General features: G+C 63.2%; 13 protein-coding genes. 8 read left to right on the top strand and 5 right to left on the bottom strand.

The annotated features are described in order from the left end of the window. The first annotated feature begins 180 nt into the window (after window positions 1–180). From PWG15_RS10340 to PWG15_RS10330, 3 genes are all read left to right on the top strand, one after another. Entirely contained in the window at window positions 181–1,692 is a 1,512-nt protein-coding gene (locus tag PWG15_RS10340) for a nucleobase:cation symporter-2 family protein (RefSeq protein ID WP_275024325.1), read from the top strand. Between the two features lie 144 nt (window positions 1,693–1,836). Continuing rightward, entirely contained in the window at window positions 1,837–2,442 is a 606-nt protein-coding gene (locus PWG15_RS10335) for a deaminase (protein ID WP_275024324.1), read from the top strand. 148 nt (window positions 2,443–2,590) lie between these two features. After that, window positions 2,591–4,495, top strand: coding sequence for an adenylate/guanylate cyclase domain-containing protein (locus PWG15_RS10330; RefSeq protein WP_275024323.1), 1,905 nt, complete (start codon window positions 2,591–2,593; stop codon window positions 4,493–4,495). Between the two features lie 21 nt (window positions 4,496–4,516). On the opposite strand, the gene PWG15_RS10325 is transcribed toward PWG15_RS10330, so the two are convergent. Then, complete coding sequence (locus PWG15_RS10325; protein WP_275024322.1) at window positions 4,517–5,110, bottom strand: TetR/AcrR family transcriptional regulator; 594 nt, start codon at window positions 5,108–5,110, stop codon at window positions 4,517–4,519. A 171-nt stretch (window positions 5,111–5,281) separates the two neighbouring features. Here PWG15_RS10325 and PWG15_RS10320 point away from each other — a divergent pair, with 171 nt between their 5' ends. Both PWG15_RS10320 and PWG15_RS10315 read left to right on the top strand, forming a co-directional pair. Beyond that, complete coding sequence (locus PWG15_RS10320) at window positions 5,282–5,695, top strand: RidA family protein (protein ID WP_275024321.1); 414 nt, start codon at window positions 5,282–5,284, stop codon at window positions 5,693–5,695. 91 nt (window positions 5,696–5,786) lie between these two features. Then, the gene (locus PWG15_RS10315; RefSeq protein ID WP_275024320.1) at window positions 5,787–6,440 is read left to right on the top strand and encodes a hypothetical protein; all 654 of its coding nucleotides are present in this window, start codon (window positions 5,787–5,789) and stop codon (window positions 6,438–6,440) included. A 52-nt stretch (window positions 6,441–6,492) separates the two neighbouring features. Here the strand turns inward: PWG15_RS10315 and PWG15_RS10310 are convergent, their stop codons facing one another. From PWG15_RS10310 to PWG15_RS10300, 3 genes are all read right to left on the bottom strand, one after another. Next, window positions 6,493–7,350, bottom strand: coding sequence for a sigma-70 family RNA polymerase sigma factor (locus PWG15_RS10310; RefSeq protein ID WP_275024319.1), 858 nt, complete (start codon window positions 7,348–7,350; stop codon window positions 6,493–6,495). Beyond that, a complete protein-coding gene (locus tag PWG15_RS10305) occupies window positions 7,350–7,817 on the bottom strand; it encodes a carboxymuconolactone decarboxylase family protein (protein ID WP_275024318.1) in 468 nt (155 codons plus the stop codon). Before PWG15_RS10305 ends, PWG15_RS10310 begins: the two co-directional genes overlap by 1 nt. 220 nt (window positions 7,818–8,037) lie before the next feature. After that, window positions 8,038–8,301 (bottom strand): hypothetical protein, encoded by a 264-nt coding sequence (locus PWG15_RS10300; RefSeq protein WP_275024317.1) that lies wholly within the window; start codon window positions 8,299–8,301, stop codon window positions 8,038–8,040. A gap of 176 nt (window positions 8,302–8,477) precedes the next feature. Between PWG15_RS10300 and PWG15_RS10295 the strand changes: the two genes are divergently transcribed. The 3 genes from PWG15_RS10295 (at window position 8,478) to PWG15_RS10285 (ending at window position 12,265) form a co-directional block, all read left to right on the top strand. Then, window positions 8,478–9,458 carry an ABC transporter substrate-binding protein gene (locus PWG15_RS10295; RefSeq protein ID WP_275024316.1) on the top strand — a complete coding sequence of 327 codons (981 nt, stop codon included), beginning with the start codon at window positions 8,478–8,480 and terminating at the stop codon, window positions 9,456–9,458. Between the two features lie 132 nt (window positions 9,459–9,590). Beyond that, window positions 9,591–11,240 carry an ABC transporter permease gene (locus PWG15_RS10290; protein WP_275024315.1) on the top strand — a complete coding sequence of 550 codons (1,650 nt, stop codon included), beginning with the start codon at window positions 9,591–9,593 and terminating at the stop codon, window positions 11,238–11,240. Then, window positions 11,228–12,265, top strand: a complete 1,038-nt coding sequence (locus PWG15_RS10285; RefSeq protein WP_275024314.1) for an ABC transporter ATP-binding protein — start codon at window positions 11,228–11,230, stop codon at window positions 12,263–12,265. The genes PWG15_RS10290 and PWG15_RS10285 overlap by 13 nt, the downstream gene beginning before the upstream one ends. 19 nt (window positions 12,266–12,284) lie before the next feature. Here PWG15_RS10285 and PWG15_RS10280 read toward each other — a convergent pair whose 3' ends face one another. Continuing rightward, on the bottom strand, window positions 12,285–12,581 hold the full coding sequence (locus PWG15_RS10280; RefSeq protein ID WP_275024313.1) for a hypothetical protein: 297 nt from the start codon (window positions 12,579–12,581) through the stop codon (window positions 12,285–12,287). Window positions 12,582–12,672: the final 91 nt, after the last annotated feature.

The following is a 12,672-nucleotide window of genomic DNA, read 5'->3' as shown; positions in this document are numbered from 1 at the left end:
CAGTTTTGCGCTTGCGACCGCCGAAACCGCGCAAAAACCGCTCTTTGCGGCGTTTGTTTCCCCTCCCGCCATTCCCGCACAAAATCTGAAAGGTGTTTCGCGTTTTTTAGGAAAGCGAGATTTGCCGCCCTTCAGCTACCTTTTGGTTGTCCCGCTGGAGACGGGACATATCGCAATGGTATGGAGGAGATACCCTTGGCAAGCATTTCAGAGGACACTACGCATACCCAGAATTCAGCTCAGAATCCGGTCCAGAATCCCGAAGACGAACGGCTGAGCATCGGGGCGAACCTCGCCTATGGCCTGCAGCACGTCCTGACCATGTATGGCGGCATCGTCGCCGTTCCCCTGATCCTCGGCCAGGCGGCGGGCTTGAATTCCAGCGATGTCGGCCTGCTCGTCACGGCATCGCTTTTTGCCGGTGGCCTCGCCACCATCCTGCAGACGATCGGTGTGCCTTTCTTCGGCAGCCGCCTGCCGCTGGTGCAGGGTGTTTCATTCTCGGGTGTCGCGACGATGATCGCGATCTCAGGCAATGGCGGCATTCCGGCGATCCTTGGCGCTGTCATCGCCGCATCGCTGATCGGCCTTCTGATCACGCCGATCTTTTCGCGCATCACCCGCTTCTTCCCGCCGCTCGTGACCGGCATCGTGATTACCACCATCGGCCTCACGCTGATGCCGGTGGCGGCATTCTGGGCCATGGGCGGCAACAAGGCATCGCCGGACTTCGGCAGCACCGCCAACATCCAGCTCGCGGCGGTCACGCTGATCATCGTGTTGCTGCTCAGCAAGCTCGGAAGTGCTTCGATCTCGCGGCTCTCGATCCTGCTTTCGATCGTGATCGGCACCGGCATTGCCTATGTCGCCGGCATGACCGATTTCTCGCAGGTCGCCAACGGCCCGGTCTTCGCGCTGCCGAAGATTTTCCACTTCGGTTACCCGACCTTCGAGCTTGCCGCCATCATCTCGATGCTGATCGTCATCATGGTGACGCTGGTCGAAACCTCGGCCGACATTCTCGCCGTCGGTGAGATCGTCGAGACCAAGGTGGACTCGCGCCGGCTCGGCGACGGGCTTCGCGCCGACATGCTGTCGAGCATTCTCGCGCCGATCGTCGGCTCGTTCACCCAGAGCGCATTCGCCCAGAACGTGGGTCTCGTGGCGGTGACGGGCGTGAAGAGCCGCTATGTGGTGGCAACCGGCGGCCTGTTCCTGGTGACGCTCGGGCTTCTGCCGATCATGGGGCGCGTCGTTGCTTCCGTCCCGACCTCGGTTCTCGGCGGCGCCGGCCTCGTGCTCTTCGGCACGGTGGCAGCCAGCGGCATCCGTACGCTGTCCAAGGTCGAGTACAACAACAACATGAACCTGGTGATCGTCGCCACCTCGATCGGCTTCGGCATGATCCCGATTGCAGCTCCCGGCTTCTACGAGCACTTCCCGGCCTGGGTCGCAACGATCTTCCATTCGGGCATCTCGTCGGCCGCCGTCATGGCGATCCTGCTCAATCTTCTGTTCAACCACTTCACGGCAGGCAATTCCGACCAGCAGTCGGTGTTCGTGGCTGCAACGGAACGCACGATCCGCTATCAGGACATCGCTCGGCTTCACGACGGCGACTATTTCCTCAATGGCAAGCTCTACGATGCCAAGGGCACCGAGGTGCCGTTGATTGCGGCGGAGGCGCACTAGGCCAGTTCGAACAATATGCAGTTCCGGGCGGGAGCCGCTTGAGGCTCCTTCCGGAAGTGATTTGAAGTTTCGCCATTCCGGGCAGGGAGCCGTTTCCTGTTTTTCCTGGCGTTGATTGAAAAACCCAACAAAAGGATATTGGGAATGACAACAGAGACCGACACTTATCAACTCCTCGATGCGCTGCTCGGCACCATGGAGCACGGCATCATTCCGGCGACGGAAAAGGGCGTTGCCGCCGGCAACAAGATCTTCGGCGCCGCGCTGATGCGCAAATCCGATCTTTCGACCGTTCTCGTCGAAACCAACAACGAAACGGAAAATCCGCTCTGGCACGGCGAAGTGCACACGCTGAAGCGCTTCTACGAGATTACGGGAACCGAGCGGCCGGATAGCCGTGATCTCATCTTCCTCTCCACGCATGAGCCGTGCTCGATGTGCCTGTCGGCGATCACCTGGGCGGGCTTCGATAATTTCTTCTACTTCTTCAGCCACGAGGATTCCCGTGACTCGTTCTCCATCCCGCATGACCTGAAGATCCTCAAGGAGGTCTTCACGCTGGAGCCGGGCGGCTACAACCGCACCAACGCCTTCTGGAAGGGCCAGTCGATCCATGCGCTGATCGACGGTCTGCCCGAGGGACAGCGCAAGGAACTGAAGGCGCGTGCCGATGCCATCCGGGCGAAATACGACGAACTCTCCTCCGCCTACCAGGACAGCAAGGACGGTAACGCCATTCCGCTGAACTGAGCCTGCCGAAACCACCTGCCATCCCTGGCCATTTCATTGTCTCGTCGATTCAATGAAATGGCCTATTTCTTTGAAAGATTGCGCATTCCTGCCGGCCGGGTCCGGTGATAAGTTTTCCGAAATATGGTCTGAATGTCGGGGATACCCAGTGCAGTGGTCCAGGCCCCTCAGAGTGCATCTCAGCGTTCTCGTCGTGGCGCTGCTTCTCAGCACGGCGATGCCGATCATCTGGATGGCGTTCAGCCAGGGCCGGGATGCGGCGGTTCTGGCCGGCGCCAAGCACATGCGCGAGATGAGCTTCCGGCTGATCGAGGGCTATAGAAACGCGCTCGAAGGCGGGCACGAGGCCGTGGGGCTCGCATCGACGGTGCCCCAGCTCATTCCCGCGCCGCCCGCGGAGCTGACGGAAAAACAGCAATTCTTCCTGGAGGTGCTGCGCAGCGTGTCCAACGCGACGAGCATCTATGCCGGCTATCCCGATGGTTCCTACCTGCAACTCATCAATACCGGCAGGGATTATGTCCGCCAGAGCCTTTCAGCGCCGGCAGAGGCGAACTTTGCCATCAGGACGATCACGCCGAGGCAGGGTTCGCAGGCGCTGTCGACCCTTCAGTTCCTGGACCGCGAGACAAGGCCGATCGGCGAGCCGAAGTCCGAGCCGACATCCTTCGATCCGCGCCAGCGGCCGTGGTATCAGACCGCTCTACAAAGCGGCGAGCCGGTCTCCGTCGGCCCCTTCGTCACGGGAACGCTCAAGGTTCCGACGCTCGCCTTGGCCGCGCCGATGAAGGACGACCACGCGGTGGTGGTCGGCGTCAACATCCACCTGCAGACCGTCAGCCGGCTGCTCGATCCGCGGGAGATCTCGCCGCGCGCCCGGTCCTTCATCATCGGCGAAGGCGATGTGCTGGTTGCCCATTCCGATCCGTCGATCATGGGCCGGATCCTCGGGACATGGTCTGGCGGTCGCGCCATCGACACAGGCAGCCTGGACCCGGGCGTAGAGGCCGTGGCGCGCCTGCGAAAGGATCCACGCTACGCCAATGGTGGCCTTGCCGAGCTTGATCTTGGCGGCGAGAGCTATCTGGCGCAGGTCGCCCCGGTCAGTGTCGACGGGCTGTTCGGGGGAAGCTCGGTCGCGATCGTCGTGCCGCTCGACGATCTCGTAGCGCAGGCCAACCGGCTGCTCGTGCGCAACCTGGTGATTGCCGCCGGCTTTCTGGTGGCCGGCGTGCTCGGCTCGCTGATGCTGTCACGGGTGGTCAGCCAGAAGCTCTACCGGCTCGCCGACGAGGCCCGCCGGATCGGCGACCTGAACTTTGCCGGCAAGGGCGTGGCGCATTCCTGGATCACCGAGATCAATACGCTCGGCGGCGCGCTAGCCGCCAGCCGCCGCGCCATCGTGCAGTTCGCACTCTATGTGCCGCGCGAGGTGGTACGGCGCATCATCGATCCTGAGGGCGGGGCCGTGGTCAAGGGCAGGCGGCAGGAGGTGACGGCCCTTTTCACCGACATCCGCGACTTCACCACCATATCGGAACAGCATTCTCCCGAGGACGTGGTCAATATTCTCTCGGCCTATTTCGAGCTTTTGAATGCGATTGCCGAAGAGCACGGTGGCACCGTGGTGCAGTATCTCGGCGATTCCATCTTCGTCGTCTGGAATGCGCCGGTCGAGGATTTAAGGCACGTCGAAAACGGCTGTCATTGCGCACTGGCAATGAAGGCGGGTGTGGACCGCCTGAACGCCAGCAATCGCGAGGCAGGCCGGCCGGAGCTTTTTACCCGCTTCGGGCTGCACACGGGACCTGCCGTCGTCGGCAGCATCGGCGCGGTCTCGCGCCAGCAATATACGGCGATGGGCGACACCATCAACGTTGCCTCGAGGCTCGAAGGGCTGAACAAGGAATACAACACTTCGATCCTCGTCAGCGGCGACGTCCATCAGGCGGTCGCCGACCGTTTCGATTTCCGCGCGATCGGGCTGGTGCAGGTGAAGGGGCGCGCAGCAAAGATCGACCTTTGGGAGTTGGTTCGGGAAAGGGCGGGATAGCGTGAGAGGCGTGCGCCGGCTTCAATGTTCCGCCAACAGGCCCGACGCCAGGGTCTGGAAGGCATCGATCGCCTTTGGCAGCACATCGTTGGGGTTGTCGCTGGCGGCGACCCAGAGGGCGGCGTTGAGTGCTGCACCGCTCAAGAGCCTGGCGGCTGCCTCTGCGTCGACCGGCTTCAGCACGCCTTCCTCCAGCAACTTTTCCACCGAGCGCTGCGTCGCCTGAAGGCAACTGTTCTGGCTCGGCCATTTCGAGGGATCGCCGAGCACGGCCGGTCCATCGAGCAGCACGATGCGCTGGACCTCGGGATCGAGCGCCATTTCGATATAGGCGGCCCCTTCGGCAAGCATGCCTTGCCAGGCGTCGCCGCTGCTGCCGCCGCCGATCGCCTTGGCGCGCGCAGCCATCTCGCCGTCGATTTCGGTGACCACGGCGGCAAGCAGCCCGCGCTTGTCGCCGAAATTATGGTAGAGCGCGCCGCGCGTCAGGCCGACATCGGCGGTGAGTTCATCCATGGAAGCGGCGGCGTAGCCCTTTTCGGCAAAGGCCTTGCGGCCCGCCGCAATCAGCTTCACGCGGTTTTCTTCCATCGTTTCCTGACGCGTTCTGGCCATGCTGTCCTCGAGTTTCATATACGATACGTATATGGATTTGACATACACGTCGTATTTGGTTAGTTCATATACGCGGCGTATATCAAATGAAGCGGGTTTTGTGAAGTTCTGCCTGATCGGGCAGCGCTCGCCCGTTTCTGCGCCCTGGATTTTAAGAAAAGGACCAGACAGATGACACGCGATGCAATCTTTCCCGCAAACAGGCATGCGCTTTACGAGGCCCACGGCTATTCGGCGGCGATCCGCTCTCAGGATCTGCTGTTCGTTTCCGGCCAGGTTGGCAGCCGCGAGGACGGATCGCCCGAACCGGACTTCGCCCGCCAGGTCGAGCGCGCCTTCGCCAATCTCGAGGCAACACTGAAGGCGGCCGGCTGCACTTACGACGACATCGTCGATGTCACCACCTTCCACACCGATCCGGAAAACCAGTTCGAAACGATCATGGCGATCAAGAACCGGATCTTCCCGGAAAAACCCTACCCGAACTGGACCGCGATCGGCGTCAACTGGCTCGCCGGTTTTGATTTCGAGATCAAGGTGATCGCGCGGATTCCGGTGGGTGCCGGGGCCGAGCAAGCGGCCTGATCTTTGGCTCTGAAGCAGTGTGGCGTCGCATTCCATGTGGCGACCACCTGCTTCGCGAAGTTGGCCCACCAACCAGATCGGCAGAAAGGTCTTGCTGATGGTTGTTGGCCTTGAAGTCACAACCCTTGGCATGCGAAGGGGCGATGAAACCCCCTTGAGAAATGCGGTCCTGCTAATGGCTTTGGCGAACGACGAGATGGTGCAGCAGAAGCTGCCAGGTACGGCCCGCTTCCTGGGCACAGTCCTGCTGACACTCGGCGCACTGCCTGTTCTTGCGAAAATGGTTGGCTATCAATTTTTGCCATCGGTAGATTGGGTAGCAACGACAACCATTCCCGGAATTGTCGGGGGCGTGGCATTTGCGGCGGGAATGCTGTGGCTCACCTGCAAAAGCAAGTACAGGATTCGAGGCAGTGAAATAAAGAAAGCCGCGGCGCTCCTGGGATGGCCGTTTATTGGCTACTTCTTTGGAAACAACATGGTGGTGTTCGCGGGGCCGATGATTCTTGCCATTGTCGCGGGGCATCAGGTCGAACTCCCGTATACGGTGGTGGACCCGGGCCGCTACGGCACCAGCGAATGCCGTTCACCGGTCGAATTGCGAGACGTGCCGTTTCTCTTCAACAGCCTTTGCCGTGTGCCCGACGAGCTCAGGCGAGGTCTCGAACCGGGTGGGCGCATCATGGTCCTTGGTCGCGGCACCGGCCTAGGCCTCTATGCAGAGGGCCTTCGGCGGGCCGATTGAGACGGCCGCCTTGAGCCGAAGCGGATGAGAGCTTCGACGGGCAATGCCGACCCTAATGCAGATGCGTGAGCTTGTCCGGGTTGCGTACCACGTAGATCGCCACCACCTTGCCGTCGTCGATCTCAAGCGCCGTCGTCTGCAGCTCGCCATCGGCTTCGCGGGTCACGAAGCCGGGGAGGCCGTTGACGAAGCCGGCGCGCACCAGTGTCGATCCGTGTTTGGCAAAGAGCGCCGCCAGTTGCGCGTGGACCTTCATGACGGCCTCGTAGCCGAGGATCGGCTGCATGGCGGCCGGGCGCTTGCCGCCGCCGTCGGAATGCACGCTGACATCGGCGGCGAGCATGGCGCCGAGCGTTTTCATGTCGCCGCTTCTCGATGCGGCGAAGAAGGCGTTGGCGAGTTCCAGGCCGCGCTGCTGCTCGATCTCAAAGCGGGGGCGCTCCTCGCGCACATGGGTGCGGGCGCGGGCCGCAAGCTGGCGGCAGGCGGCGGCGTCGCGCTCGATCGTCGCTGCGACTTCGTCGAAACTCAGGCCGAAGACGTCGTGCAGCAGGAAGGCGGCGCGCTCCAGCGGTGACAGCCGTTCGAGTGCGAGCATCAGGGGGAGGGTGACGTCATCCTCCGGTTCCTCCTCGACGACGGGGTCGGGAAGCCAGGGGCCGACATAGGTCTCGCGCTTGAGGCGCGCGGATTTCAGCTGGTCGAGGCAGAGCCTGGTGACGGTGCGGCGCAGGAAGGCCTCGGGCTCGCGCACGGCGGAGCGGTCGGCCCCCATCCAGCGGATGAAGGCCTCCTGCACCATGTCCTCCGCATCGGCGACCGAGCCGAGCATGCGGTAGGCGACGCGGATCAGCTTCGGACGCAGCGGATCGAAAGCCGCCGCTGCGTCCTCGTTGGTGCTTGTCGCCATCAGGCGGCGGCCTGCGCGGCCTTGGCGGCGGCCGGGTCGATCCACAGGCCGAAGCCGACGGCGAGACGGTTCCAGCCGTTGATGACGTTGATCATCAGCGTGAGCTTCACCTGTTCCTCCTCGGTGAAATGATCCTTCAGCGCCGCATAGGCTTGCTCGTGGGTGTGGCCTTCCGAAAGCCGGGTCAGGGATTCGGTCCAGCCTAGCGCGGCGCGCTCGCGATCGGAATAGCAGGGGGCTTCGCGCCAGGCCGAAAGCAGATAGATGCGCTGCTCGGTCTCGCCCTTGGCGCGGGCTTCCTGGGTGTGCATGTTGATGCAGTTGGCGCAGCCGTTGATCTGCGAGGCGCGGATCTTCACGAGTTCGATGATGGTCTGATCGAGGCTTGCGGCAACGGCGACGGAGGTGCCCATCCAGTTCTTCATCAGGGCGGGAGCGGCGGCAAAGAGATCAACCTTGGCAGTCATGGTTCCGTTTCCTTTCGTTGGTTCCGATACCATGACGAGACAGGTTTGCCCGGTGTGACATCACCCGCGTTTTTTTTACGGAATTCCTTGCGGCGGACTCGCCGGCGATCTGCGTGATGCCGCATTTGAAGGCTGACTTGTCACGCTACCTGCCTGCCGGCCACGACGAGCAGATGATCAGCCGCAGCCGTGGGTGCCGCCAGATTGCCGCCGGCAGCGCCTATTCGGCGGCTGGTTGGCTGCGGCGTTCCAATAGGGACTGAAACAGATCGGCCTGGCGCTCGGTGGCGAGGCGAATTTTCTTCAGCTGTCCGAGCAATGAGCCGAAGGCCGCAAGCGCGATGCCTGCGCCGATGGTGGGTGCTGCCGACTGCAAGGCAAGGATTATGCCCAACCAGCCGAACGACGGCACGGTTGCCTGCAGCGAGATCGCCAGCGATACGACAGTGACCACCGCCCCGGCAATTTTCAGAAACGCGTCCATGGTAGTTCCTCCACTCGCATTCCGTGCAAGCTTTCTTGGTCTGCACGTCTTGTCAAGGGAGCGCGCGTTCTCCCGGTGCGGGAGCGCGACAGGGGGGCTTGCTGTTCTGGTTTGTCACACCCCTGTAAAAGGGCCGCTCTATCCCTCGGCGCCAGTTTCAACACGAGGGTATATTCATGAAGTCCTTTGTCTCTGTGCTTGCCGGCGCTGTCCTCGCAGGCCTGCTTTCGACCGCCGCCTACGCTGAAAACCTGGTACTCTATACCAGCCAGCCGAACGAGGACGCGCAGGCGACCGTCGATGCGTTTGAGGCGGCCAATCCCGGCATCGAGGTCGAATGGGTGCGCGAGGGCACGACGAAGATCATGGCCAAGCTGATGGCCGAGATCGAGGCCGGCAATCCGGTTGCCGACGTGCTATTGATTGCCGACACCGTGACGATGCAGCGGCTGAAGGAAGCAGGCCATCTGGCAAACTACACGTCGCCGGAAGCGGCAAACTACGACGCCTCGCTCTATGATGCCGACGGCGCCTATTATTCCACCAAGATGATCACGACCGGCATCGTCTACAACACCTCGGCCGCCATGAAGCCTGAAGGTTGGCAGGATCTGACAAAGCCGGACGCCAAGGGTCTCGTGACCATGCCGAGCCCGCTGACCTCGGGTGCCGCTCTCATCCACGCGCAAACGCTGACCGGCATCGATGGTCTCGGCTGGGACTATTACAAGGCGCTCGCCGAAAATGGTGCGATGGCGGCCGGCGGCAATGGTGGCGTGCTGAAGGCGGTCGCAACCGGCGAAAAGGCCTATGGCATGTTGGTCGACTTCATGGCGATCCGCGAGAAGGCCAAGGGCGCACCGGTGGAGTTCGTCTTCCCGGCCGAGGGCGTTTCTGCGGTGACCGAACCGGTCGGTATCCTGAAGACCGCGAAGAACGCCGATGCGGCGAAGAAGTTCGTCGACTTCCTGCTGTCGGAGGAAGGCCAGAAGGTGGCGGTGAAGATGGGCTATATTCCGGCCCGCAACGGCGTGGCTCTGCCCGAGGGCTATCCGGCGCGCGAGACCATCAAGGTGCTGCCGGTCAATGCCACCGAAGCGGTGAAGAATTCCGACGCCGATCTGAAAACCTTCTCCGGCATCTTCGGCACGAACTGATCCCTTCGAATGCTTGAATGCAATGACCTGCGCAGCCGGCCCCGCTGGCTGCGCTTTCCCTCTCGAGGCGGGACAAAGGGCCCGCCGCAGGCAAGGGTGGGTGCCAGGCCCGCCGCGGAGCCGCGCTGGCTGATGCCCTTCGTTCTCGCCTGCCTGTTTCTGCTCTGCCTGCTGCCGCTCTTCAGCCTGGCAAAGGCCGGTTTCGCCGGGCTCGTTTCCGGCCAGTCGATCGGCGTGCTCACCGAGCCCGCGACCTTTGCGGCGATCCGCAATACGCTGATAACCGCGACCGGCGGCATGGTCGTCTCCGTCGTCATCGGCGCGCTCTTTGCCTTCTCGGTGACGCTGACGGATGTGCGCGGCAAGCTGGCTTTAAGCTTTGCCTTCATGCTGCCGATGATGATCCCGCCGCAGGTGACGGCACTTGCCTGGGTGGAGATGACCGGGCCGGCAAGTCCGCTTCTAAAGACGCTCGGGATCGCGCCGCCGCTCGGCAGTCCACAGCCGCTCTATTCGCTCGCGGGCATTTCGCTGCTTCTCGGCGTGCAGCACGCGCCGCTCGTCTTTCTGGCGCTGAAAGCGGGGCTCTCGGCCTCGCCGCGCGACGGTGTGGAGGCGGCTCGGCTTGCCGGTGCCACGCCTTTCCGGGTCTTTTGCGATATCATCGCGCCGCTGTCGCTGCCGGGGCTGATTGCAGGTGCCGCGATCGCGTTTGTTTCCGGCGTCGGCAATTTCGGCATTCCGGCGATCCTCGGCATTCCCGCGGGGATCGAGGTGCTGCCGACCCTGATCTACACCCGGCTCGCAAGCTTCGGCGCCGGAACCTTCGGCGAGATCGCGCTTCTTTCCAGCCTCATTGCCGTGATTGCCGCCGCGGGCTTGGTCCTGCAGCAGCGGGCGCTTGCGGGGAGGGATTACCGCATCATCGGGCTCTCAGGCGCGAATGCCGCCTTTTCGCTCGGGCGCTTGCGTTCGGTCGTCGAACTGGTGCTGGTGGTGATCCTGTTCGTCGTGCTGGTGGCGCCGCTCACAGCCCTCGTCGCAAGCTCGCTGGTGCCGGCCTATGGCGTGCCGCTCAACCTTCAGACCGTGTCGCTTCGCGCTTACGAAGAGATCCTCTTTCGCCAGGCCATGACGCTGAAGGCGCTTGGCAATTCGATGTTCCTTGCCACCTCGGCCGCGCTCGGCTTGCTCGCCGTTTCGGTGCCGGCCGCCTACCTGATGACCCGACGCAAGGGCGTGCTTGCCAATACGCTCGGCATCCTCATCGAGATCCCCTATGCGCTGCCCGGTATCGTGCTTGCCGTCGCCTTCATCCTGACCTTCGCAGCGCCGCTGCCGGTGCTCAACGTCTCGCTCTACGGCACGATCTGGATCATCCTGATCGCCTATTTCTCGTCGTTTCTCGCTGTCAGCCTGAAGCCGGTCATGAGTGCCTTCCTGCAGATGGACCCTTCGCTCGAGGAGGCCGCGCGTCTCTCGGGTGCCGGTTTTCTGAGACGAATGCGCGATGTAATCCTGCCGCTGGTGGCTCCCGCGGCAGGGGCTGCGATCATCCTCGTGTTCCTGATTGCCGCCAACGAGCTGACGGTCTCGGCGCTGCTTTGGTCGGCCAGCACCCAGACGCTCGGCGTCGCCATCTTCAATCTCGACGACAGCGGTTCGTCCGACCTTGCCGCAGCGCTCTCCGTGCTTGTCGTGGTCATGGTCGTTCTATTGATGGCCGCGCTCGAGGCGCTCGCGAAACATCTACCGGAAGGCGTGCTGCCGTGGCGCAACTGATCCTCAACCATCTCTCCAAGCACTTTGGCGGCGGGCGGCCAGCGGTGTCGGACGTGTCGCTCACGGTGCGTCCGGGCGGCTTCCTGGCGCTGCTCGGGCCTTCCGGCTGCGGCAAGACGACGGTGCTCAGGATGATCGCCGGCTTCGAGCGCCCGAGCGACGGCTCGATCGACTTCGGCGAGCGCCGGCTTTCCGACGCCGCGCTGGCGCTACCGCCGGAAAGGCGAAACATGGCGATGGTGTTCCAGTCCTATGCGCTGTGGCCGCATATGACGGTGGCCGAGAATGTCGGCTATCCGCTGAAGGTGCGCGGCATTTCCGGCGAGGCCTGGCGCAGAAGTGTTGGCGATGCGCTTTCGCTGGTGAAGCTGACCGATTGTGCCGATCGCCGGCCGGCAGCGCTTTCCGGCGGCCAGCGCCAGCGGGTCGCCCTGGCGCGCTGCCTGGTGACCTCGCCCGATGTGGTTCTGCTCGACGAACCGCTCGCCAATCTCGACCAGCATCTGCGCAAGTCGATGGAGGAGACCTTCCGCATCTTCCATGAACGGTCGGGCGCGACGATGATCTATGTGACCCACGACCAGGCCGAGGCGATGGCGCTCGCAACCGATGTCGCCGTCATGTCCGAGGGGCGGCTGATGCAGATGGCGCCGCCCGCCGAGATCTACGCAAGGCCCGAAGGCGCCGTCGTCGGCGGTCTGATCGGTCGCGGCTCAGTGCTGAGACTGGGGCTGCCGGAGGGGGCGCCGAGGGCGCTGGAGTGGTCGACGCTGCGCGCTGCGCTCGCCGGCATCGGCGAGGCGGGCGAGGATCAGCCTGTCCGCGATGTGCTCGTGCGGCCGGAGCATGTGCACAGCAACGGCGAGGGCATGGCGTTTCGAGTCATCGCCTGCGTGTTCGAGGGCGAGCGTTTCGCGCTGACGCTGGCGCTGCCCGATGGCCAGGTGCTGAAAGCCTATGGCGACAGCGCGCTGATGCCGGGGGAAACGGCGCGCTTCGTGATGAGCCGGGGCTGGCGGCTTTAAGGCCGTCTCCGCTCCGGTCTCAATCGCAGTCGGGCTTGTCGAGCTGGACCTCGAACTGGCGCGGGCCGACCAGCCCGGGCTTCGACGGCAGGCCGACGATCCTTGCGATCACGGTGCATTTGCCGGCAATGACCGCATAGCGGTCTCGGCCCTGGCTGATGATCTTCTCGATCGGATATTTGGGCACAGCCACGGCAACTGCGTTGACGACGGCGTTCAGTTCACGAGCGCGCTGATAGTTTGGCGCAAGAGCAGCCGCCGCCTGACTGGCGGCAAGAAGCAGGGCGAGGCAGCAGACGGCCGATCGGGCGAACATGGCAAAACTCCTGTTTGGCAGAGGCAAGCATGATGGCTCGGCAAGTTCAAGGATATCCGGTTGATAGGCCCGCCGAGGGCGCGGTCGGTTG

The sequence above is a fragment of the Ensifer adhaerens genome (genome assembly GCF_028993555.1).
GTDB lineage: Bacteria > Pseudomonadota > Alphaproteobacteria > Rhizobiales > Rhizobiaceae > Ensifer > Ensifer adhaerens_I.
This window is presented reverse-complemented; position numbering and strand designations above follow the sequence as displayed.

Coding starts and splice junctions, on each gene's coding strand:
- PWG15_RS10340 (WP_275024325.1), top strand. CDS start 181: ATGGAGGAGATACCCTTGGCAAGCATTTCAGAGGACACTACGCATACC.
- PWG15_RS10335 (WP_275024324.1), top strand. CDS start 1,837: ATGACAACAGAGACCGACACTTATCAACTCCTCGATGCGCTGCTCGGC.
- PWG15_RS10325 (WP_275024322.1), bottom strand. CDS start 5,110: ATGGCCAGAACGCGTCAGGAAACGATGGAAGAAAACCGCGTGAAGCTG.
- PWG15_RS10320 (WP_275024321.1), top strand. CDS start 5,282: ATGACACGCGATGCAATCTTTCCCGCAAACAGGCATGCGCTTTACGAG.
- PWG15_RS10310 (WP_275024319.1), bottom strand. CDS start 7,350: ATGGCGACAAGCACCAACGAGGACGCAGCGGCGGCTTTCGATCCGCTG.
- PWG15_RS10305 (WP_275024318.1), bottom strand. CDS start 7,817: ATGACTGCCAAGGTTGATCTCTTTGCCGCCGCTCCCGCCCTGATGAAG.
- PWG15_RS10300 (WP_275024317.1), bottom strand. CDS start 8,301: ATGGACGCGTTTCTGAAAATTGCCGGGGCGGTGGTCACTGTCGTATCG.
- PWG15_RS10295 (WP_275024316.1), top strand. CDS start 8,478: ATGAAGTCCTTTGTCTCTGTGCTTGCCGGCGCTGTCCTCGCAGGCCTG.
- PWG15_RS10290 (WP_275024315.1), top strand. CDS start 9,591: ATGCCCTTCGTTCTCGCCTGCCTGTTTCTGCTCTGCCTGCTGCCGCTC.
- PWG15_RS10280 (WP_275024313.1), bottom strand. CDS start 12,581: ATGTTCGCCCGATCGGCCGTCTGCTGCCTCGCCCTGCTTCTTGCCGCC.